The organism is Acidovorax sp. KKS102 (assembly GCF_000302535.1).
Taxonomy (GTDB): domain Bacteria; phylum Pseudomonadota; class Gammaproteobacteria; order Burkholderiales; family Burkholderiaceae_C; genus Acidovorax.
Genome location: NC_018708.1, coordinates 904,395 through 926,500, shown reverse-complemented (window position 1 = coordinate 926,500; position 22,106 = coordinate 904,395). Strand labels below are relative to the sequence as shown.

Sequence of the window (22,106 nt, the reverse complement as noted above, 5' to 3'; positions counted from 1 at the left end):
GGCCGCGCCGGTACCCAGCGGCGCGGCCCATTCCCCAAAGGGAATCACTACTAAAATCGTAGCTATAAGCGCATGATGGACGAGCGCAAGAGGCCAAAAACCTCAAAATTCTGGAGACCCATGTACGACACCGCCCTCCTCATCGGCCGCTTTGAACCTGTGCACAGCGGCCACCTCGCCCTGCTGCACGAGGCCCTGCGCATGGCGCCCCAGGTCATTGTGGTGGTGGGCTCGGCCTGGCAGGCCCGCTCGCCCAAGAACCCCTTCACCTGGGCAGAGCGCGAGGCCATGCTGCGTGATGCACTGCCCCCGTCCGACCGCAACCGTGTGCGCGTGCTGCCCGTGCGCGACTACTACAACGAAGCCGTGTGGGTGCAGGCCGTGCACCGCAGCGTGGCGCGGCACACGCAGCCCGGCGACCGCATCGCGCTGGTGGGCCATTTCAAGGACGCGACCAGCAGCTACCTTCGCGCCTTCCCTAGCTGGGCGCTGATCGACCTGCCCCGCCAGGGCAGCATGGACGCCACCACCATCCGCGACGCTTACTTTGGCGCCACGGCCGACACGGTGGACCAAGCCCTGGCGCCACTGGCCGCGCAAATCCCGGCGAGCACGCTGGCCCAGCTGCAGGCTTTTGTGCATACGCCGCACTACGCCGCGTTGCAGGAGGAATGGCGCATGCTGCGCGGCTACCGCCAGGCCTGGTCTGCTGCGCCCTACCCGCCCGTGTTCGTAACGGTGGACGCCGTACTGCGCTGCCAGGACCAGGTGCTGCTCATCCGCCGCGCCCACGCGCCCGGCAAGGGCCAGCTGGCCGTGCCCGGCGGCTTCATCGAGCAGCGCGAAACCGTGTGGCAGTCCTGCCTGCGCGAGCTGGTGGAAGAAACCAACTGCCACCTGCCCGAGGCCACCATGCGCGCCGCGCTGCAGTCGGTGGCCGTGTTCGACCACCCCGACCGCAGCCAGCGCGGCCGCACCATTACGCATGCGCATTACTTCGACCTGGGCGATGCGCCCTTCCCGGTGGTGCAGGCCGACGACGATGCCGCGCTGGTGCAGTGGACGCGCATCGACCAGCTGGCAGGCATGGAAGAGGAATTCTTTGAAGACCACTTCCACATGCTGGACCACTTTCTGGGTCTGACGAGGCTGGACTGAACCGCTCCACCCGTTTGGTAGAAAAACGGGTGCAAGCGCTACAGAATCATGCCCAAGCAGCTATATTTTCTATAGCACTAGGTCCCTGCGCGCTCCAGCATGGCGTGCAGCAGCACATTGCACCCCGCCTCGATGTGCTCGGGTTTCGCATCCTCGATCTCGTTGTGGCTGATGCCGTCCTTGCAGGGGATGAAGATCATGCCGCTGGGCGCGAGCTTGGCCATGTAGACGGCATCGTGCCCTGCACCCGAGACGGCGGGCATGTGGCTGTAGCCCAGCTTGGCAGCGGCGCGGCCCACGGCCTCCACGCACTCGGGCTGGAAGAGCTGCGCGGGGTAGCTGGACACCATCTCGATGTGCACCTGCACGCCGTGCTCCTTGGCCACCTGGTCGGCAAAGGCCTTGACCTCGGCAGCCATGGCGTCCACCAGTGCGTCCGTGCTGTTACGCAGGTCGATGCTGAACTTCACCCGGCCCGGAATCACGTTGCGGCTGTTGGGGAACACCTGCACCATGCCCACGGTGCCCCGGCCATGCGGCGGGTGGCGGTGGGCTGCCGCCACCACGTCCTGCATGATGCGCGTGGCGGCCAGCAGGGCGTCCTTGCGCAGGGCCATGGGTGTGGGGCCGGCGTGGGCCTCCATACCGGTCACAGTGCAGTCAAACCAGCGGATGCCCAGCACGCCGCTGACCACGCCGATGGTTTTGTCGTTGTCTTCCAGCACGGGGCCTTGTTCGATGTGGGTCTCGAAGTACGCGCCGATGGGGTGGTCGCCCGGCTCCTGGTCGCCGATGTAGCCGATGCGCTCCAGCTCGCCCTTCACGGTCTTGCCTTCGGTGTCGGTCGCGGCATAGGCATGCTCCAGCGTGAAGGCCTTGGCGAACACGCCGGAGCCCATCATCACCGGCACAAAGCGGCTGCCTTCTTCGTTGGTCCAGAACGCCACCTCAATGGGCGCCTCGGTCTCGATGCCGTGGTCATTGAGCGTGCGCACCACCTCGATGCCCGCCAGCACGCCGTAGTTGCCGTCGAACTTGCCGCCCGTAGGCTGGGTGTCGATGTGGCTACCGGTCATGATGGGCGGCAGGCTGTTGTTGCGGCCGGGGCGGCGCATGAAGCCGTTGCCGATCTTGTCGATGGTCACCGTCATGCCCGCCTCGCGCGCCCAGCGGGTGACGAGGTCACGGCCCTGCTTGTCCAGGTCGGTGAGGGTGAGGCGGCACACGCCGCCCTTGGGGGTGGCGCCGATCTGGGCCAGCTCCATGAGCGAATCCCACAGGCGCTGGCCGTTGATGCGCAGGTTTTCGATGTTGGGTTTGACTTTGGTATCCATGGTGTTCTCCAGATGCATTGCAGCGGTCAGCGCGCCACCGCCGTGGGTGCCAGGTCCTGCGCACGCTTTTGCACGGCCTGGAAGTTGGCGCCAAAAGCCGGGCGCTTGATGTAGCGGCCCTTGCCCTGCTCGGCCCGCAGATCGCCGTTGGCAAACACCACGCGGCCCTGGCTCACGGTGTGGCTGGGGATGCCGCGCACGGTGCGGCCTTCAAAGATGTTGAAGTCGCCCTTGCTGAACTGGGTCTTGGCCGAGAAGGTCTTGGTGCCTTGCGGGTCCCACAGCACCAGGTCGGCATCGGCACCTGCGCCGATGTAGCCCTTGCGGGGATAGATGTTGAACAGCTTGGCAGCATTGGCCGAGGTGATGGCCACGAACTCGGAGGGCGTGAGGCGCCCGGTGTTCACGCCGCCATCCCACAGCGCGGCCATGCGCTCTTCCACGCCGCCGGTGCCGTTGGGGATTTTGGCGAAGTTCTCTTTGCCCATGGCCTTTTGCGCGGCGCAGAAGGTGCAGTGGTCCGTCGCCGTAGTGTGCAGCTGGCCCGACTGCAGGCCGCGCCACAGCGCCTCCTGGTGGCCCTTGGGGCGGAAGGGCGGGCTCATCACATAGGCGGCTGCCTTGGCAAAGTCGGGGTCGCGGTACACGCCGTCGTCCACCAGCAGATGGCCCGCCAGCACCTCGCCGTACACGCGCTGGCCGCGTGCGCGGGCGCGGGCAATGGCGTCGGCCGACTCCATGCAGCTCACATGCACCACGTAGATGGGCACGCCCAGCACATCGGCAATGGCGATGGCGCGGTTGGCGGCCTCGGCCTCGACCATGGGGGGGCGCGACAGCGGGTGGCCCTCGGGGCCGGTGATGCCCATCTTGGCGACCTCCTGCTGCAGCAGGTAGACCAGCTCGCCGTTCTCGGCATGCACCGTGGGCATGGCCCCGAGTTCGAGTGCGCGCTTGAAGCTGTTCACCAGGGTTTCGTCGTCGCACATGATGGCGTTCTTGTAGGCCATGAAGTGCTTGAAGCTGTTCACGCCCTCTTCCTGCACCAGCGTGCCCATGTCGGCGCGCACCTGCTCGCTCCACCAGGTGACGGCGACGTGGAAGGAATAGTCGGCCGCAGATTTTTCGGCCCAGCCGCGCCATTTGCGGTAGGCGTCCATCAACGGCTCCTGCGGGTCGGGGATCACGAAGTCGATGATGCTCGTGGTGCCGCCCGCCAGCGCGGCGGCGGTGCCGGTGAAGAAGTCGTCCATGGTGACGGTGCCCATGAACGGCAATTGCATGTGCGTGTGCGGGTCAATGCCGCCGGGCAGCACGTACTGGCCGCTGGCGTCCAGCGTCTCTGCGCCCGCAGGGGCCTGGGCCGCGGCATCCTCCCCCACGGCCACGATGCGGCCATCGACGCACAACACATCGGCGCGCTGTTCACGGTCGGCGTTGACCACGGTGCCACCGCGGATCACAAGGGCTTGGCTCATGGGAGGTCTCCTTCAGGGATACGGATCAATTCAAAAAAACGGACCCTGCACCGGCACCAGGCCCAGGCAGGGTCCGGGGCATCACTTCTTCTTGGCCGTCAGGTAGTAGTAGGTGCCGGCCACTGCCAGGCTGAAGAACCAGCCCGAGTCGAACAACGACAGCCAGATGGCAGGCATGCCCGCCTTGTCCACCACTCCCGACACTGCCAGGTAGCCGGGCAGGCAGGGCAGCACGCCCAGTGCAAACGCGATCAGGGCTTGCAGGTTCCAGCCGTTGCTGTACTCATATTCACCGCCACGGCGGTACAGGTCGTCCACCTTCAGTTCGCTCTTGCGCACCAGGTAGTAGTCCACCAGCAGGATGCCCGCAATGGCGCCCAGCAGCGTGCCGTAGCCGCCCAGCCAGGTGAACAGGTAGCCGCCCGATGTGGCCAGCAGCTTCCAGGGCATGAACAGCAGGCCGATGCCCGCAGCGATCAGGCCGCCCATGCGGAAGCTGATCTTGGACGGCGCACACTGGCTGAAGTCATACGACGGCGACACCAGGTTGGCGGCCACGTTGGTCGTGAGGTTGGCGAGCAAGATCACCAGCAGACCCAGGCCTGCGGCCACGCTGCCCATCTGCGTGAGCAGACCATCAGGGAACAGCTGGGCCTTGCCGTACAGGATGGCCGAGGCCGAGAAACCGATCACGCCCACCATGGAGAACAGCGCCATGGGAATGGGCAGGCCGATGGCCTGGCCCACCACCTGGTCCTTCTGCGATTTGGCAAAGCGGGTGAAGTCCGGAATGTTGAGCGCCAGCGTGGCCCAGAAGCCGACCAGACCCGTGAGCGCCGCCCAGGTCTTGGGGCCGCCTTCGACCACCTTGGCGGGCAGGTTGAAGAGCTGGCCCGAGGGCACCTTCATCATCAGCACCACAACCAGTGCGATGGACGCAATGATCATCAGCGGCGCCGCAATCACCTCCAGCATTCGGATCGATTCAGGCCCCTTCCAGATGAACCAGATGTGCACCGCCCAGAACGCCAGGAAGCACATGAACTGCGAGGTGCTGATGGTCTGCCCGTCAGCGGGGCCCGCGAGCCCCATCCCCAGGATGTTGAGGAACCCATGCAGCGCCAGCGCGCCAAAGTAGCAGTTGATGGAGAACCAGCCACATGCCACCAGCCCGCGCAGCACGGCGGGCAGGTTGGCGCCTTTCACGCCAAACGATGCACGCGCCAGCACCGGGAACGGCACGCCGTACCGGGGCCCCACGCGCCCGATGAGCACCATGGGCACCAGCACGATGCAGTTGGCCAGGAACACCAGCCACACCGCCATCTGCCAGGTGAAGCCCTGGTCCAGCATGGAGCTGGCCATGGTGTAGGTGGGCACACACACGACCATGCCCACCCAGAGTGCGGCAAAGTCCTTCCACGTCCAGTGTCGCTGCGCGGCGGTGGTGGGGAGCAGATCTTCATTGGCGAGCGTGTTGGATGCATCGCCGGGCATCAGCCCCGCCACATGGGCCGCGCTGCCGGTACTGTTGGTCATGCCTGTACTCCTGTCAAAGACGTCGTTGGGGTTGCACACAACCCGCTGTCTGTTCCAGCGCCCTCACGCTGGCAGATGGCGGGCAAAGGGAAGCGAGCGATGCTAGAGATCACGCAAGAACTGCACCAGATGCAGTGCAGCATGCGTTGCAAATCGGCACCACAACGGGTGCTGCCGCAACGCCTTGCAGGGCCTGTGGCAAACGCACGCAGGGGCACATATCAAGCGGCTGCAGACACGCGCTGCGGGTTGTTGGGGTGCGTGGTCCAGTTGGCGTATTCGCCCGTCACCTTTTTGCCCGTGCGCACATCGACTTCGCCCGGCTCCAGCGCGCGCATGGTGATGCACTCGGGCACGGGGCAGATCGACACGCACAGGTTGCAGCCCACGCATTCGGCCTCGTTGATCTCGAATTTGCGCACGCCGCCTTCTTTGGTGAAGGTGATGGCCTGGTGCGAGGTGTCTTCGCACACCACATGGCAGCGGCCGCACTGGATGCAGGCATCCTGGTTGATGACGGCTTTTTCGATGTGGTTGAGGTTGAGGTTCTTCCAGTCCTTCACCGTGGGCACGGCCTGGCCCTTGAAGTCGTCGAGCGTGGCGTAGCCGTGCTCGTCCATAAAGTTGGACAGCCCATCACACATGTCCTGCACGATCTTGAAGCCGTAGACCATGGCCGCAGTGCACACCTGCACCGTGCCGCAGCCCAGCGCGATGTACTCGGCCGCATCGCGCCAGGTGGTGATGCCGCCAATGCCGCTGATGGGCAGACCGGCGGTCTGTGCGTCGCGCGCAATCTCGGCCACCATGTTCAGCGCAATGGGCTTGACGGCCGGGCCGCAGTAGCCGCCATGCGAGCCCCAGCCATCGGTGCTCGGGCTCATCACCATGCGGTCCAGGTCCACACCCATGATGGAGTTGATGGTGTTGATGAGCGACACAGCATCGGCCCCGCCCGCCTTGGCCGCACGCGCGGGGTGGCGCACATCGGTGATGTTGGGCGTGAGCTTCACGATCACGGGCAGCTTGCTGTAGTGCTTGCACCAGGCCGTGACCATCTGGATGTATTCAGGCACCTGGCCCACGGCCGCGCCCATGCCGCGCTCGCTCATGCCGTGCGGGCAGCCGAAGTTGAGTTCGATGCCGTCGGCGCCGGTGTCTTCCACCAGCGGCAGGATGTTCTTCCAGCTCTCTTCCACGCAGGGCACCATCAACGAGACGATCATGGCCCGGTCCGGCCAGTTGCGTTTGACGCGCTTGATCTCTTCGAGGTTGGTGTGCAGCGGCCGGTCGGTGATCAGCTCGATGTTGTTCAGGCCGATCACGCGGCGGTCTTGCGACATGAGTGTGGAGTAGCGCGGGCCGTTGACGTTGACCACTGGTGGGTCTTCGCCCAGCGTCTTCCACACCACGCCGCCCCAGCCCGCCTCGAAGGCGCGGGTGACGTTGATCTCTTTGTCGGTGGGTGGTGCGGACGCGAGCCAGAAGGGGTTGGGACTTTGGATGCCCAGAAAATTGCTGCGAATGTCTGCCATGGGGTGCTCCCGTGAAAACTGGGGTGAAGGGGATCAGGCCACTTCAGGCCATCAGTGCGGCGTGGATGGAGACAGCGGCCACCTTGCCGTGCTCCACCGCCTCCACCGTGAGGTCGCGGCCGCCCACGCGGCAGTCGCCACCGGCCCACACACGTGGCAGGCTGGTCTGGCCTTCGGCATCGGTGGCGATGCGCCCGCCCTCCAGCGCAATGCGGCTGCCCACGGGCTCGGCCACAAAGGTCTGGCCGATGGCCTTGAGCACCATGTCGGCTTCGAGCGTGAAGGTCTCGCCGGTTTCCACCAGCTTGCCGCCGCTCAGTGCCGTAGCCGCGAAGCGCACACCCTTCACCGCGCCGTTTTCGCTCAGCACCTCTTTCGGTGCGGCCCAGTGGCGAATGGTCACGCCGTTCGTCTGCGCCCATTGCTGCTCCACGGCCGATGCCGACATGGCCTCAGCACCCCGGCGGTAGACGATGGTCACTTCTTCGGCGCCCAGCTTGCGCGACTGCACGGCGGCGTCCACCGCCGTCATGCCGCCGCCGATCACCACCACGCGGCGGCCCACGGGCAGGGTGGAGAGGTCGGTGCTCTGGCGCAACTCGGCGATGAAGTCCACCGCATTGCGCAAGCCGGTGGCCGTGGGCTCGGCCACGCCCAGCGCGTTCACACCCTGCAGGCCCAGGCCCAAGAACACGGCGTCGTAGGCGCCCAGCAGGCTGTCGAGCGTGATGTCACGGCCCAGTTGCTGGCCGGTACGTACTTCGATGCCGCCGATGGACAGCAGCCACTCCACTTCCTTCTGCGCGAAGTTGTTCGTGGTCTTGTAGCTGGCCAGGCCATATTCATTGAGGCCGCCGAGCTTGGGGCGCGCCTCGAACAGCACGACGTCATGCCCGCGCACGGCCAGGCCATGCGCACAGGCCAGGCCCGCAGGCCCGGCGCCCACCACGGCCACGCGCTTGCCGGTGGCGGCTGCACGCTGGAACAGCGGAGCACCGGGCTGGGCAAAGAAGGCGTCAGTCGCATAGCGCTGCAGCGAGCCGATCTCCACGGGCTTGTCTTCGTTGGTGTTGCGCACGCAGGCCTGCTCGCACAGCACCTCGGTGGGGCACACGCGGGCGCACATGCCGCCGAGCGGGTTGGCCTCCAGGATGGCACGGGCCGCGCCCCGGTTGTTGTCCTGCGCAATGCGGTGGATGAACGAGGGAATGTCGATGCCCGTGGGGCAGGCCGTGGCGCAGGGCGCGTCGTGGCAGTAGTAGCAGCGTTCGGCCTCGATCAGCGCCTGCGCCCGGGTGAGCGGCGGGTGGGCGTCGCCGAAGTTGACGGCGTAGTCGGCCAGGTTGAGGCGTGCGGCATGAATGCCGCAGGCACGGCTTGCGGGTGTGTCCATCAGGTTTCCTCCGAGAGGGTGAGGGTGGGGGTCTGGGCGCCCTGGGGGCGTGCAAGCGCACGCCGCGCAGCGTTGGAGCGCCAGCCAGTGGCGCCAACCAATGCGGCACCAGCGTGAAGGCTGGTACCCGCAAACTTCGGAGGTTTCATCGTGGTCCTCGCTGTGGATTGCAGGTGCCCGCTGCTTTGTTGCGGCGGTGCCCTGCGTTGTGGGTCAATTTACCAACCCGTAAAAATTTATCAATTGGTAAAATCCCTACAGCAAACCGCGTGCCAGCCTCCAGCCAGCCAATTGCCAGTTTTCAGGCCCCGGCTTGTTCCACAATGGTGCAATGACTGCAGCCCGCCCGTCCCCTGCCAACCCCGCCCCCCGCCCCCGCAAGGTGGCCCGCCCGCCTACTCTTGACGAGGCCGCGCCCCGCGCACCTACAGCATCGCGCTTGCTCAAGGAGCAGGGCATCCTCACCGAGGCGGAGAACCAGTTTGCGCAATTCGGTTTTGAGGGCGCCTCGCTGGAGAGCATTGCCGCCGCCATCGGCATCAGCCGCCACAACCTGCTGTATTACTTCCCGAGCAAGGAAGCGCTGTACCAGCGGGTGCTGGACGATGTGCTCACCCAGTGGCTGGCGGGCATGGAAGACCTGTCACACAGCGACGACCCGCAGCAAGCGCTGCGGCGTTACATCCGCGCCAAGCTGCACTACTCGCGCACCCGCCCTCAGGGTGCCAAGGTGTTCACCAAAGAGGTGATTGCGGGTGCACCACGGTATGGCACGGCCATCACCGAACGGGTGGCGCCGCTGCTCAAGACCGAGGTGCGCACCTTCGAGCGCTGGGCGCGCGAGGGACGCATTGCCAAGGTCAACTTCACGCACCTCATGTTCATCATCTGGTCGGTCACCCAGGCGTATGCGGAGCAGGAGGCCCAGTTCGCCCTGCTGCTGGGCAAGCCCGCCCTGACCGAGCGCGACTACGAAAAGGCCGAAGAGCTGATCGTGCGCATGGTGCTGAGCGCGCTGGCGCCCGATGCGGTGGTGTAAGCAGGCACGGCACACCAGACGCTATATAAACAATAGCTGCTGACGCAATCAAGCTATGCGCCTGGGGCCGATTTCTTCATCTATGGGCGTCAAACGCCCAAGGCTTTCAGCCGCCGGTACAGCGATCGCTCGCTGATGCCCAGCTGCCGCGCCAGCGCCGCGCGACTGCCCTGGTGGGTTGCCAGAGCCTGTTGCAGGGCCTGGTCGTCCAGCAACCTTCGTTGACGTGACGACCCGGCCAACGCCGCCGATGCACGCGGCTCCCCGGCCCCCTCCTCCACTGCCCCCGCGAGCGGCGGCAGGCCGCAGGCAAGCGCTTGCTGCACATGCTCCGCGCCGATGGTGTCGCCATCACACAGCAAGGCTGTGCGCTCCAGCAGGTTGCGCAGTTCCCGCACATTGCCGGGGTAAGGCTGCGCCTCCAGCAAGGCCAGCGCAGCGCCAGACAGCTGCAGTGTCCGGGGCGGGGGCGCCACACGCACCAGCAGCGCGCGTGCCAGCAGGGCGGTATCGCCCTGGCGTTCGCGCAGCGGTGGCAGGTGGATGGGAAAAGTGCTCAGGCGGTAGTACAGGTCTTCACGAAAGCGCCCTGCGGCCACCATGTGCTGCAGGTTCCGGTGCGTGGCCGATACCACGCGCAGGTCGGCATGCCGCAGCTCGGTGCTGCCCACGCGGCGGTAGGTGCCGGTCTCCAGCAGGCGCAGCAGCTTGACCTGCAGCGGCAGGGGGATGTCGCCCACCTCGTCCAGAAACAGCGTGCCGCCGTCGGCCGCCTCCACCAGCCCCGGCCGGGCCTGGGCCGCGCCGGTGAACGCCCCTTTCTCATGCCCGAACAGCTCGGACTCAAACAGCGCCTCGGGCAGGCTGGAGCAGTCCACAGGCACCAGCGCACGCCGGGCGCGCAGGCTGCCCTGGTGCACAGCATGGGCCACCAGCTCCTTGCCCGTGCCCGACTCGCCCAGCAACAACACCGCAGCCCGCGAGGGTGCCACCCGCGCCACCAGCCCCAGCATCTTCTGGAACGCGGGCGAACGCCCGATGAGCCCCTGCGCGGACGGCACCGGCTGCGCCGCCACCGTCAAAGGCACCATCTTTTCGACAAAGAACCCCGTGTTGCCGTCTTCACCCACCAGCGGCGCCAGCTCGATCTGTACATATTCCTCGCCCTGGGCGGTGTGGTGCACATGCAGCACCCGTTCGCGTTGCCCCGAGGCGCGCGCCTGCGCGAGTGGGCAGGACTCGCCCGCCTGGTCACACGGCACGCTGGCATGGTGGGACACGGCATGGCAGGTGCGCCCCACCACGCTGCCCTCTGCACCACCTTCCATACCGCCCGCTGCACCGAACTGGCGGCGATAGGCGCTATTCGCAGCCAAGATGCGATAGCGGTCGTCCAGCAGGATGTGTGGATCGGGCAGGCCCTCCAGAAAGGACACCAGTTCGGCGGGCGGCGTGGGAAGACGGGGCATGGCAAAAAAACCTCGGTACAGGCAAAGGCCCTGACGGTGCACCGGTTTCGCCGACGGGCCTTTGATCTATGCCATGGGGACTGCAATGGATGGCAGTTGGCAGCCGATTTGGCAGACTGGGTGGCAGTGAATCCGACCGCCGCCGGGCCTGCGGCGCACCCGCCCACCCGACATCGCGCGCGCAACCCATTGAATTCACGGGGTTTTCATGCAGTGCGTGCCATGGCAGGCCGGTCTTGCGGGTGATGGCACGTCGTTTGCGGTAAAGCATTGCCGCCCGCAGCGTTGCGGGCGGTTGCCGTCACCCCGTCGAGCCCCCTCCCGGCGCCACGGCCAGTCCTACCTCTCTCTGAAAGCACCCCATGGTCCCCCTCCCCGCTACACCCAATGGCTCCCTTTCTGGCACCCAGGGCGATCCCTCCGCAGAGCGTCGGCAGCTGGTGCTGCTGACAGCGGCCACGGGCTGCGTGGCGGCGGCAGGGGTCGCCGTGCCCCTGGTGTCCAGCCTGGCCCCCAGCGAACGCGCACGGGCCATGGGCGCCGGTGTGGAGGTGGATATCAGCGACCTGGCGCCCGGTGGCGTGAAGACGGTGGAATGGCGAGGCAAGCCCGTGTGGGTCATGCGACGTACACCCGAAATGCTGGCCGCCCTGCCCCAGCAAGACGCCGCGCTGGCCGACCCGGCCTCGCGCAAGGACCAGCAACCCGAGTACGCCCGCAACCCGCAACGCTCCATCCGCCCTGAGGTGTTTGTCACGGTGGGTATCTGCACGCACCTCGGCTGCTCCCCCATCGCCGTGCCTGCAGGCACCAGCAACACCAGCGTGGGAGACCAATGGCAGGGTGGTTTCTTTTGCCCCTGCCACGGCTCCACCTTCGACCTGGCAGGCCGCGTCTTCAAGAACAAGCCCGCGCCCACCAACCTGGAGGTGCCGCCGCACCGCTACGTGTCTGACACCCGGTTGCTCATCGGGGACGACGCAGCCTGATCGATGGCAGCCGCCTGGGGCGGCGCATTGCCGGTGCCACTTCGCGTCAGACCTGCTTCTGCTGCCACAGCACATCCAGCACATGCTGGGTGGCGCGCTCTACCGGGCCCGCGCGGTGGGCAATGCCCAGGGGGCGCCACAGCCGGGGCTGCACCGGCAGCATGCGGATGCGCGGGTCCAGCGGCGTGGCGGTAGAGGCCTCGTGCGGCAGCAGCGTGGCTCCGTAGCCCGCAGCCACCAGGCTCTTGATGGCATCGTTGTAGTTGAGCTGGATGCGTGCCTTGGGCTGCTCGCCCGCCAGGGCCAGCCATTCGCTCGTCAGGCGCGACAGGCTGGTGCCGTCGTCATTCAGGATCAACGGCTGCCCCGCCAGCCACTGGGGTGTGACCCTGCGGGGCGCCGCCCAGGCGGAGGGGACAAACGCCATCACCGGGTCGCGCCGCCAGGGCATCACCGTCACCCCGCGCACCGAGGCCATGGGCAAGGCCACCAGGCCCACGTCCAGCGTGCCCAGCGCCAGCCGCGACACGGTCTCCTGTGACGTGAGCACCACCACCTGCACATCGATGCCGGGGTGGTGCCGGCCCAGCACCTCCAGCGCCTGGGGCAGCAGGTGCGCGATGGCGCCGGTGGACGCGCCCAGCCGCACCCGCCCCTCCAGCCCCTGCACCTGGCGCCGCACCAGGTCCATGGCCTCGTCGGCGTCGGCCAGCAGGCGCCGCGCCCGCTCCACCAGCACCTCGCCCGCGCCGGACGGCCGCACCTCGCCCCGCTTGCGCACCAGCAACGGCGCCCCAATCAACGCCTCCAGGTCGGCAATGTGCAGGCTGACGGTGGGCGGCGCCAGATGCAGCGTGCGGGCCGCTTCGGCAAAAGACCCGAGATCAGCGATGGTGACCAGGGTGCGCAGCCGGTCGAGATTGAGTTCGCGCATGACGTTCAGCAGAACTGATCTTGAAGTTTGTGAAATTCAACTTTTCAAAGTTTAGACCGGCGCCGAAGATTCCATATCCCCCCATGTCAGGAATCCGCACCATGACCACCCAGCCCCTTGTTTTTATTGACGGCGACCAAGGCACCACCGGCCTGCAAATCCACCAGCGTCTGCACGGCCGCACCGACCTGCAGGTGCTGACACTGCCCGAATCCGACCGCAAGAACCCCACCCGCCGCGCCGAAGCCATCAACAGCTGCGACATCGCCATCCTGTGCCTGCCCGACGCCGCCGCCCGCGAAGCCGTGGCCGCCATCCACAACCCCGCCGTGCGCGTGATCGACGCCAGCTCGGCCCACCGCACGGACGCGCAATGGGTCTATGGCTTTCCAGAAATGGACGCGGCGCAGGCCGCGCGCATCGCCAGCGCGCAACGCGTCAGCAACCCCGGCTGTTACCCCACAGGTGCTATCGCCCTGCTGCGGCCCCTGGTGCAGGCCGGCTTGCTGCCTGCCGACCATGCGCTCAACATCCATGCGGTGTCGGGCTACTCCGGCGGTGGGCGTGCTCGCGTGCAAGCGCACGAAGGCCCCGAGGCCGCCCATGCGCCCGCCTTCCAGGTCTACGGGCTGCAGCTGGAGCACAAACACACGCCCGAAATCGCGCAACACGCCGGGCTATCGCAGCGGCCGTTTTTCTTGCCCTCGTACGGCGCCTTCCGCCAGGGCATCGTGCTGACAGTCGGGTTGCATCTGCGGCAGCTCGCGCCGGGCACACAAGGCGAACACCTGCACGCCTGCCTGCAGCAGCACTATGCCGATGCCCCCTTTGTCGAGGTGATGCCCCCCGCCGCTACCGAAGCAGCCGAACACCTGGACCCACAGGCCCTGAACGGCACCAACCAGTTGCGACTGGGGGTGTTCAGTAACGTCCGCCACGGCCAGGTGCTACTGACCGCCGTGTTTGACAACCTGGGCAAAGGCGCCTCAGGGGGGGCAGTGCAGAACCTGGATCTGATGCTGAGTGGCGCGGCCTGACGGACGCGGGCAGAGCTGGAGAGGCGAAGCCTTCTTCCCTATGTTCTGGGGGGGTGTCTTGAAATGGCCACAAATGCCCGTATCATTAGCACTCACCGCAGACGAGTGCTAACACCGCGCTCCCTGCTGGCAGTTTGGTGGCCCCGGATGGCCGGGGCTGATTGAATCCATCAGCTTTTTTTACTGAAAACAGGAGCAATGCAATGAACCTTCGCCCTCTGCACGATCGCGTGATCGTCAAGCGTATTGAAAGCGAAACCACGACGGCCTCCGGCATCGTGATCCCTGACAACGCCGCCGAAAAGCCCGATCAAGGTGAAGTGTTGGCCGTGGGCCCTGGCAAGAAGAACGACAAGGGTGAAGTGATCGCCCTGAACGTGAAGGTCGGCGACCGCGTTCTGTTCGGCAAGTACTCGGGCCAGACCGTCAAGGTCAACGGCGACGAGCTGCTGGTCATGAAGGAAGACGATCTGTTTGCCGTGGTCGAGAAGTAATTCCCCCTGCGTTACTCATCTTTTCATAGCTGCTCGCACTGATTGATCAAGCGCTAGCAGCCAATTTGAACCCAATTTTCAGGAGCTCCAAAATGGCAGCAAAAGACGTAGTTTTCGGCGGCGAAGCCCGCGCACGCATGGTTGAAGGCGTGAACATCCTGGCCAACGCGGTCAAGGTCACGCTGGGCCCCAAGGGCCGCAACGTGGTGCTGGAGCGCTCGTTCGGCGCCCCCACCGTGACCAAGGACGGTGTGTCCGTGGCCAAGGAAATCGAACTGAAGGACAAGCTGCAGAACATGGGCGCCCAGCTCGTGAAGGAAGTGGCCTCCAAGACCAGCGACAACGCTGGTGACGGCACCACCACCGCTACCGTGCTGGCCCAAGCCATCGTGCGCGAAGGCTCCAAGTACGTGGCCGCTGGCCTGAACCCCATGGACCTGAAGCGCGGTATCGACAAGGCCGTTCTGGCCCTGACCGAAGAGCTGAAGAAGGCTTCCAAGCCCACCACCACCTCCAAGGAAATCGCCCAAGTGGGTTCGATCTCCGCCAACTCCGACGAATCCATCGGCAAGATCATTGCTGACGCCATGGACAAGGTCGGCAAGGAAGGCGTGATCACCGTGGAAGACGGCAAGTCCCTGCAAAACGAGCTGGATGTCGTGGAAGGCATGCAGTTTGACCGCGGCTACCTGTCGCCCTACTTCATCAACAACCCAGAAAAGCAAGCCGCTCTGCTGGACAACCCCTTCGTGCTGCTGTTCGACAAGAAGATCAGCAACATCCGCGACCTGCTGCCCACGCTGGAACAAGTCGCCAAGGCTGGCCGTCCCCTGCTGATCATTGCTGAAGAAGTCGAAGGCGAAGCCCTGGCTACGCTGGTGGTCAACACCATCCGCGGCATCCTGAAGGTGGTGGCTGTGAAGGCTCCTGGCTTCGGCGACCGTCGCAAGGCCATGCTGGAAGACATCGCCATCCTGACGGGCGGCAAGGTCATCGCTGAAGAAGTGGGCCTGAGCCTGGAGAAGGTCACGCTGGCCGACCTGGGCCAAGCCAAGCGCATCGAAGTGGGCAAGGAAAACACCATCATCATCGACGGTGCTGGTGCCGCTGCCGACATCGAAGCCCGCGTGAAGCAAATCCGCATCCAGATCGAAGAAGCGACCAGCGACTACGACCGTGAAAAGCTGCAAGAGCGCGTGGCCAAGCTGGCCGGCGGCGTGGCAGTGATCAAGGTCGGCGCTGCGACCGAAGTCGAAATGAAGGAAAAGAAGGCCCGCGTGGAAGACGCCCTGCACGCTACTCGCGCTGCGGTGGAAGAAGGCATCGTGGCCGGTGGTGGCGTGGCCCTGCTGCGCGCACGCCAAGCGGCTGGCGAGATCAAGGGTGACAACCCTGACCAGGACGCTGGCGTGAAGCTGATCCTGAAGGCCATCGAAGCCCCTCTGCGCGAGATCGTTTACAACGCTGGTGGCGAGCCATCGGTGGTGGTGAACGCCGTGCTGAACGGCAAGGGCAACTACGGCTTCAACGCTGCCAACGACACCTACGGCGACATGATCGAAATGGGTATCCTGGACCCCACGAAGGTGACCCGTACCGCTCTGCAGAACGCCGCTTCCGTAGCATCGCTGCTGCTGACGACCGAAGCCATGGTGGCTGAGGCTCCAAAGGACGACGCACCTGCTGCTGGCATGCCCGACATGGGCGGCATGGGTGGCATGGGCGGCATGGGCATGTAATTGCCCGGCCCCTGCGCAGCAGCCCGGTGCTCGCTGCGCAGTCCACAACACAAAAGCCCGCAGGCCTTACGGTCTGCGGGCTTTTTTCATGGGCGCCAACGCGGGGCGTCAGCTTGCGGCGGCTTTACTCCCCGCTGGGCTGCACCCACCAGTAAATTAGCACCAGGGTACCAATACCGGTGAGCGACAGCAGCTGCCACCAGCCGGAGCGCCCAATGTCATGCAAGCGGCGTGCGCCCACCGCCAGCGCGGGCAGCAGCAGGGCCAAGGCGGCAATGCCGTAGAGCACCTGGCTGATCATGGTGGCAATCACCAGCACGCCGAGCTGGAACAGCGCGAACCACCAGAACTCGGAGCGTGGCGCACGACCCGAAAACCCGGCGTACTGCGCGAAGCAGCTTTTGACAGCCGAAACAAAATCCATAGCGAACTCCCTCTCTTGAACAATCGTTGCTCGGTCACGGGGTATCCCCGCGTGGCCATGATAGAGGGGCGTTGCGACAAGTCCAGCCGGCTCGACACACACAGCGGCCACGCTGTGCCGCCCGCGCCACGGATTTTTTAAAGTTAGACGCTATTATTTTTATAGCTGCCAGCGCTTAATGCACTAGCGCATGGGGCACTTTCGGCAGCAAACCCAGCGCCAGCGATCCCTCAGGCCGCCTTGCGCAGCGCCTGGGTGTCGCGCGCCAGTTGCGTGATGCGCGCCCAGTCGCCCGCACGCACCGCGTCGGTGGGCGTGAGCCACGAGCCCCCCACGCAGCGCACATTGGGCAGCGCCAGGTAGTTGGAAGCGGTGGCGTTGGTGATGCCGCCGGTAGGGCAAAAGCTCACCTGGCCAAACGGGCTGGCCCAGGACTTGAGCAGCGGGATGCCACCCACGGCCTCGGCCGGGAACAGCTTGAGGAACGAGAACCCATCGGCCAGCGCCGCCATGATCTCGCTCGACGTGGCCACGCCGGGCAGCAGCGGCAGGTTCAGGCCCTTGCAGGCGCTGCCCACGGCCGAGGTGTAGCCGGGGCTCACGGCAAACCGCGCACCGGCTTCGCTCGCGCGGCGGGCGTCATCGGCGTTGAGCACCGTGCCCACACCCACCACGGCCTCGGGCAGATGGCGGGCGATGGCTTCGATGGCAGGCAGACCCGCAGCGGTGCGCAACGTCACCTCCAGCACCTTCACGCCACCGGCCAGCAAGGCCTCGGCTAGGGGCAGCGCGTCGTCCACGCGGTCGATCACGATGACGGGGATGACCGGGCCGTGGCTGGCGATGTCGAGGGGATTCATGGAGGTGGAAGCAGGGGTTACAGCCATGTGCAGGCTCCTTGTTCGGCACCGCCTGCGTGGCGGCGAAAGTTGGTGAAGAGTTCACGGCCAAAGCCGATGGGTGATGGGGCGTTGAAGGGTGCCGGGGCGCGAGCGGCCCACTCGGCATCGTCCACCAACACATCGAGCGTGCCAGCGACTGCATCCACCCGCACGATGTCGCCATCGCGCACCTTGGCCAGCGGACCACCGGCCAGTGCCTCGGGCGTGACGTGGATGGCAGCAGGCACACGGCCCGATGCGCCGCTCATGCGACCGTCAGTCACCAGCGCCACCTGGAAGCCTTGGTTCTGCAGCACCGCCAGCGGGGGCGTGAGCTTGTGCAGCTCGGGCATGCCATTGGCCTGCGGCCCCTGAAAACGCACCACGGCCACCATGTCCTGGTTGACCTCGCCCGCGCTGAAGGCGGCGAGCAGGGCTTCTTGCGAATCGAAAACACGCGCCGGGGCTTGGACGATGTGGCGGTCTTCGGGCACGGCCGAGACCTTGATCACCGCACGGCCCAGGCGGCCTTGCAGAAGGCGCAGGCCGCCCGTGGGCGAGAAGGGTTCGCTCACAGGCCGCAGCACCGAGGTGTCGCCCGATACGGCGGGTGCGCTCTTGCCGCCATCGGCAATGCCGCCCGCGTTCACGCTCAATACATCGGGGTGCATGAAGCCACCCGCCAGCAGCTCGCGCAGGATCCACGGCGGGCCGCCTGCGGCCTGGAACTGGTTCACATCGGCATCGCCGTTCGGATACACACGGGCCAGCAGGGGCACCACGGACGAGAGCTCGTCAAAGTCCGTCCAGTCGATCAGGATGCCCGCGCTGCGTGCAATGGCTACCCAATGGATCAGGTGGTTGGTGGAGCCTCCCGTGGCCAGCAAGGCCACCATGGCGTTGACGATGCAGCGCTCGTCCACCAGCTTGCCGATGGGGGTGAAACGCGATCCGCGCTTGCCGATGTCGAGCACGGTGCGCAGCGCCTGGCGGGTGAAGGCCTCGCGCGCCTCGGTGCCGGGGGACTCGAACGCCGCGCCGGGCACATGCAGGCCCATGGCTTCGAGCAGCATCTGGTTGCTGTTGGCCGTGCCGTAGAAGGTGCAGGTGCCGGGGCTGTGGTACGCGGCGGACTCGGCCTTGAGCAGTTCGTCACGCCCCACCAGACCTTGTGCGTACTGCTCGCGCACCTTGGATTTGTCCTTGTTCGACAGGCCCGTGCCCATGGGGCCTGCGGGCACGAACACGCAGGGCAAGTGGCCGTAGTGCAGCGCACCGATCAGCAAGCCCGGCACGATCTTGTCGCACACGCCCAGCAGCAGCGCACCATCGAACACATCGTGGGACAGCGCTACCGCCGTGGCCATGGCAATCGCATCGCGGGAGAACAGCGACAGCTCCATGCCGGGCGTGCCCTGCGTCACGCCGTCGCACATCGCGGGCACACCACCGGCCACCTGCACCGTAGCGCCTTGCTTGGCGGCCTCATCACGCAGCACGGCGGGGTAGCCCTGGTACGGCTGGTGGGCCGAGAGCATGTCGTTGTAGGCGGTCACCACGCCAATGTTGGGCGCCTTTTCGACCGTCACCTTGAACTTGTCGGAGCCCGGCAGCGCCGCATAAGCATGGGCCAGATTGGCGCAGCCCATGCGGTCTTGGGCGGGCTTGCGGGCGATCATGGCGTCAACGCCGGCAAGGTAGGCGCTGCGGGTGTCTGCGCTGCGCTGGACAATGCGCTCGGTCACGCGCGCTACAACTGGGTGCATGGAAGTCTCCATCGGTGGGTGGCAAGGCCCCATGCATGGTGCCGGGGCTCAGTAGCTGAAGCCCTAGAATGTAACTCGATAACCACCCCGCTTCAACCCATGTCCCTGCAAACCTTGCCCTTGCCGCCGTCCGAACTGGGCGAATCGCCCTTCTGGCACCCCACGGAAAAATCCCTTTACTGGTGTGACATTCAGGGACAAGCGGTGCATGCATGGCACCCCGAAAGCGGCCGCCACCGGCAATGGCGCATGCCCAGCGAGCCCGGCTGCTGCGCGCCAGCGGCGGATGGACGATTGGTAATCGGGTTACGAAACGGTTTCTATCTTCTGGACACGGCCAAGGACAGCGCAGACCCCACCGCCCTCACCTGCCTGGCCCCGCTGCCGCCGGAGCAGCACGACACCGCGGTCCTGCGCTTGAACGACGGCCGCTGCGACACCGCAGGCCGCTTCTGGGCGGGCTCGGTCATCACGCCGCGCACGGCGCCGAATGCCGCGCTGTGGTGCCTGCAGGCCGATGCCAGCAGCGCCACCAGCTACCGCGTGCGCTACATGGCAGGCGACAACTTCACCGCCAACGGCCTGGCCTTCAGCCCCGACAACCGCACGATGTATTGGGCCAACACGCCGGAGCACCGTATCGATCAGTTCGACTTTGATGTGACCACGGGTGAGATCACGAATCGCCGCCCCTGGGTGCACTTTGACCGCAAGGTGGAAGGCCAGCCCTACGGCGGGCGTCCCGATGGGGCTGCGGTGGATGTGGAGGGGAATTACTGGGTCGCTATGTACGAGGGGGCATACGTGTTGCAACTCTCGCCAGCGGGTGAGGTGCTGCAGCGCATTGCGGTGCCGGTGCAGTGCCCGACCATGGTGTGTTTTGGGGGGGAGGATCTGCACACGCTGTTCATTACGTCGGCGCGAGCGGGGAGGCCTGTAGACGAGCAGGAAGCGGCGATTCCGGCGGGGTCGCTGTTCAGTGTGCGGGTGAAGGTGGCAGGACTGCCAGTCAACGCATTCCAATGTGCATAAGAAGGAGCGATCCAGCGTGCCCAGCGGCAATGCTTGCAGGCCCGTTTTCCCGGCTTACCGATTGGCCGTGTATCGCAGCCAGCCAGCAATCGTTCCGCTGCGTACACCAGCATCCTTGGGATGCATCCGCCCTTCGCTGACGGGCACCTCTTCGAAGTCGAAAGGACTCATTCCTTCGATACACGCAACATTGATCCCGTATTGATGAGGAGAGGACCGGCGTTGATGAAAGGTATAGATGCCGCAGCGGGAACAAAAGTAGTGCTTGGCCTCACGCGTGTTGAACTGGTACAGGGTCAGTACATCCGCGCCCTGCAATACCTTCATATCGCTCAAGTTGGCAGAAACAGCCACCGCGCCACGCATGCTGCAGTAGGAGCAATTGCATCTACGGGCACTGCGCAAGCCGTCTGTGAGCCGTACCTCAAACCGAACTGCACCGCAATGACAGGCCGCTTGGTACATGGGCCGACTCTCAGTGGCGATTTCGCTCATACACAAACCTCGTCCTTGGAAATGGCAGTAGTCGCCATTCTCCGCGCTCAAGTCCCCGCTGCCACCACTCCCAACACGTCATAACACGCCCCCATGTTGTGATAGTCCACCTTCCCCGCATTGCTCTTTTCGCGGGTGGTGTTGCGGTTGTCGCGGTGCAGGATGCGAAACCACGCGCCGTGTTGGTGGTCCACAAAGTGGGCCCAGCAATAGGCCCAGATGCGGTCGTACCACTGCCAGTAGCGCTCGTCGCCCGTGCGCACCGCCAGCACCGCCGCAGCCGCCACGCTTTCGGCTTGCACCCAGTGGTATTTGCCGTCGTCGCAGATGCTGCCGTCGGGCGCCATGCCGTAGTACAGGCCGCCGTGCTCGGCATCCCAGCCGCGCTCCACAGCCGCATCGAACAGGCGCTGCGCACAGGGCAGGTGCCAGTCGGCGGGCAGCAAGGCGTCGAGTTGCAGCAGCAGCTTGGCCCATTCGGTCTGGTGGCCAATCTGGTAGCCCCAGGGGCGGAAGATGTTGCTGCGGTCGTGGCGGTTGTAGTCCCAGTCCACGGACCAGTCGGCGTGGAAGTGTTCCCACAACCACCCTTCAGCGGCGGGAGCAAGGGCGGCGGTGGACAGCGCGGCCTGCCGCTGGCAGATGCCTTGTGCGAGTTGCTCCGCACGCTCGATGTAGCGATGCTCGCCCGTGGCGCGGAAGGCCGAGATCATGGCCTCGCAGGCGTGCATGTTGGCGTTCTGGCCCCGGTAACTGGTGAGTTGCCAGTCAGGGCTGGCCTCGTCGGCATACAGGCGTGCGGCGGGTTGCCAGAAATGCTTCTCAGCCGTTTGAAAAGCCTCAGCCAGCCAATCGCAGGCCTCGGGCACTCCGGCCTCGTAAGCGCGCGCACAGGCCAGCATCACAAAGGCCATGCCGTAGCAGTGGCGTGTGGCGTCTTGTATGGTGGCGCGGCCATCCTGCCAATCGATCAGCCAAGCATAGCCGCCCGTCGCAGGATCGAGGAACGCTGTGCGCAGGAACGTGAGCGCGTGCCGCATGCCCACCTGGTAGCGCTCATCGCCCGTGGTGCGATAGAGCATGGCATGCGTGATTACAAAACGCGTGGCGCTGACGAGGTGGCGGGTGCGCGGGTTGTAGACCGTGCCATCGTCCAGAAAGAAGTGGAACTGCCCGCCGCTCGGGTCGGTGGCCACGGGGTCGTAGAACGCCATGGTTTTACGCAGATGCTGGCGCAAAAAGGCAGCGGAGCGGAAGTTTGGCAGTGGCGGAATCGCCATGGCATGTGTCTCCTGATCTGTGGGCTGTGGGCAAGAAACCGCGCTGGTTTCTGCCGGTGGGGCGCCTAGTCTCGCGCCAGCGCTACCCCG

At 65.7% G+C, this 22,106-nt stretch carries 20 protein-coding genes; 7 read left to right on the top strand and 13 right to left on the bottom strand.

Annotation, left to right across the window (positions count from 1 at the left end):
• Nucleotides 1-120: 120 nt before the first annotated feature.
• Nucleotides 121-1,158 (top strand): bifunctional nicotinamide-nucleotide adenylyltransferase/Nudix hydroxylase, encoded by a 1,038-nt coding sequence (locus tag C380_RS04135; protein ID WP_015012636.1) that lies wholly within the window; start codon nucleotides 121-123, stop codon nucleotides 1,156-1,158.
• A 77-nt stretch (nucleotides 1,159-1,235) separates the two neighbouring features.
• Here C380_RS04135 and C380_RS04130 read toward each other — a convergent pair whose 3' ends face one another.
• From C380_RS04130 to C380_RS25225, 6 genes are all read right to left on the bottom strand, one after another.
• Nucleotides 1,236-2,492 carry a Zn-dependent hydrolase gene (locus C380_RS04130; RefSeq protein ID WP_015012635.1) on the bottom strand — a complete coding sequence of 419 codons (1,257 nt, stop codon included), beginning with the start codon at nucleotides 2,490-2,492 and terminating at the stop codon, nucleotides 1,236-1,238.
• Nucleotides 2,493-2,518: 26 nt separating this feature from the next.
• On the bottom strand, nucleotides 2,519-3,970 hold the full coding sequence (gene hydA, locus C380_RS04125) for a dihydropyrimidinase (protein WP_015012634.1): 1,452 nt from the start codon (nucleotides 3,968-3,970) through the stop codon (nucleotides 2,519-2,521).
• Nucleotides 3,971-4,051: 81 nt separating this feature from the next.
• Complete coding sequence (locus tag C380_RS04120) at nucleotides 4,052-5,509, bottom strand: NCS1 family nucleobase:cation symporter-1 (protein ID WP_015012633.1); 1,458 nt, start codon at nucleotides 5,507-5,509, stop codon at nucleotides 4,052-4,054.
• A gap of 221 nt (nucleotides 5,510-5,730) precedes the next feature.
• Nucleotides 5,731-7,044 (bottom strand): NAD-dependent dihydropyrimidine dehydrogenase subunit PreA, encoded by a 1,314-nt coding sequence (gene preA, locus C380_RS04115; RefSeq protein ID WP_015012632.1) that lies wholly within the window; start codon nucleotides 7,042-7,044, stop codon nucleotides 5,731-5,733.
• A gap of 43 nt (nucleotides 7,045-7,087) precedes the next feature.
• On the bottom strand, nucleotides 7,088-8,437 hold the full coding sequence (locus tag C380_RS04110; protein WP_015012631.1) for an NAD(P)-dependent oxidoreductase: 1,350 nt from the start codon (nucleotides 8,435-8,437) through the stop codon (nucleotides 7,088-7,090).
• A complete protein-coding gene (locus tag C380_RS25225) occupies nucleotides 8,437-8,586 on the bottom strand; it encodes a hypothetical protein (protein ID WP_168162345.1) in 150 nt (49 codons plus the stop codon). Before C380_RS25225 ends, C380_RS04110 begins: the two co-directional genes overlap by 1 nt.
• A 182-nt stretch (nucleotides 8,587-8,768) precedes the next feature.
• Here C380_RS25225 and C380_RS04105 point away from each other — a divergent pair, with 182 nt between their 5' ends.
• Nucleotides 8,769-9,476, top strand: coding sequence for a TetR/AcrR family transcriptional regulator (locus C380_RS04105; RefSeq protein ID WP_015012630.1), 708 nt, complete (start codon nucleotides 8,769-8,771; stop codon nucleotides 9,474-9,476).
• 89 nt (nucleotides 9,477-9,565) lie between these two features.
• Here the strand turns inward: C380_RS04105 and C380_RS04100 are convergent, their stop codons facing one another.
• Nucleotides 9,566-10,945 (bottom strand): sigma-54-dependent Fis family transcriptional regulator, encoded by a 1,380-nt coding sequence (locus C380_RS04100; protein ID WP_015012629.1) that lies wholly within the window; start codon nucleotides 10,943-10,945, stop codon nucleotides 9,566-9,568.
• Between the two features lie 362 nt (nucleotides 10,946-11,307).
• On the opposite strand from C380_RS04100, the gene petA reads away from it, so the two are divergent.
• A complete protein-coding gene (petA, locus tag C380_RS04090) occupies nucleotides 11,308-11,934 on the top strand; it encodes a ubiquinol-cytochrome c reductase iron-sulfur subunit (protein ID WP_015012628.1) in 627 nt (208 codons plus the stop codon).
• Between the two features lie 46 nt (nucleotides 11,935-11,980).
• On the opposite strand, the gene C380_RS04085 is transcribed toward petA, so the two are convergent.
• Entirely contained in the window at nucleotides 11,981-12,868 is an 888-nt protein-coding gene (locus C380_RS04085) for a LysR family transcriptional regulator (RefSeq protein WP_015012627.1), read from the bottom strand.
• Between the two features lie 101 nt (nucleotides 12,869-12,969).
• Here C380_RS04085 and argC point away from each other — a divergent pair, with 101 nt between their 5' ends.
• The 3 genes from argC to groL all read left to right on the top strand — a co-directional run bounded on the left by argC (nucleotide 12,970) and on the right by groL (nucleotide 16,138).
• Nucleotides 12,970-13,905, top strand: coding sequence for an N-acetyl-gamma-glutamyl-phosphate reductase (argC, locus tag C380_RS04080; RefSeq protein WP_015012626.1), 936 nt, complete (start codon nucleotides 12,970-12,972; stop codon nucleotides 13,903-13,905).
• A 203-nt stretch (nucleotides 13,906-14,108) separates the two neighbouring features.
• On the top strand, nucleotides 14,109-14,399 hold the full coding sequence (locus C380_RS04075; protein ID WP_015012625.1) for a co-chaperone GroES: 291 nt from the start codon (nucleotides 14,109-14,111) through the stop codon (nucleotides 14,397-14,399).
• A 92-nt stretch (nucleotides 14,400-14,491) separates the two neighbouring features.
• Entirely contained in the window at nucleotides 14,492-16,138 is a 1,647-nt protein-coding gene (gene groL / locus C380_RS04070; protein ID WP_015012624.1) for a chaperonin GroEL, read from the top strand.
• A 124-nt stretch (nucleotides 16,139-16,262) separates the two neighbouring features.
• On the opposite strand, the gene C380_RS04065 is transcribed toward groL, so the two are convergent.
• From C380_RS04065 to edd, 3 genes are all read right to left on the bottom strand, one after another.
• On the bottom strand, nucleotides 16,263-16,562 hold the full coding sequence (locus C380_RS04065; RefSeq protein WP_015012623.1) for a DUF805 domain-containing protein: 300 nt from the start codon (nucleotides 16,560-16,562) through the stop codon (nucleotides 16,263-16,265).
• A 230-nt stretch (nucleotides 16,563-16,792) separates the two neighbouring features.
• Nucleotides 16,793-17,449: a bifunctional 4-hydroxy-2-oxoglutarate aldolase/2-dehydro-3-deoxy-phosphogluconate aldolase gene (gene eda / locus C380_RS04060; protein ID WP_015012622.1), complete on the bottom strand. Its 657-nt coding sequence runs from the start codon at nucleotides 17,447-17,449 to the stop codon at nucleotides 16,793-16,795.
• Nucleotides 17,440-19,209 carry a phosphogluconate dehydratase gene (gene edd, locus C380_RS04055; RefSeq protein WP_015012621.1) on the bottom strand — a complete coding sequence of 590 codons (1,770 nt, stop codon included), beginning with the start codon at nucleotides 19,207-19,209 and terminating at the stop codon, nucleotides 17,440-17,442. The genes eda and edd overlap by 10 nt, the downstream gene beginning before the upstream one ends.
• A gap of 99 nt (nucleotides 19,210-19,308) precedes the next feature.
• Here edd and C380_RS04050 point away from each other — a divergent pair, with 99 nt between their 5' ends.
• The gene (locus tag C380_RS04050; RefSeq protein ID WP_015012620.1) at nucleotides 19,309-20,241 is read left to right on the top strand and encodes an SMP-30/gluconolactonase/LRE family protein; all 933 of its coding nucleotides are present in this window, start codon (nucleotides 19,309-19,311) and stop codon (nucleotides 20,239-20,241) included.
• Nucleotides 20,242-20,295: 54 nt separating this feature from the next.
• Here C380_RS04050 and C380_RS04045 read toward each other — a convergent pair whose 3' ends face one another.
• Both C380_RS04045 and C380_RS04040 read right to left on the bottom strand, forming a co-directional pair.
• A complete protein-coding gene (locus C380_RS04045; protein WP_015012619.1) occupies nucleotides 20,296-20,736 on the bottom strand; it encodes a GFA family protein in 441 nt (146 codons plus the stop codon).
• 47 nt (nucleotides 20,737-20,783) lie between these two features.
• Complete coding sequence (locus C380_RS04040; protein ID WP_015012618.1) at nucleotides 20,784-22,016, bottom strand: AGE family epimerase/isomerase; 1,233 nt, start codon at nucleotides 22,014-22,016, stop codon at nucleotides 20,784-20,786.
• Between the last annotated feature and the right edge of the window lie 90 nt (nucleotides 22,017-22,106).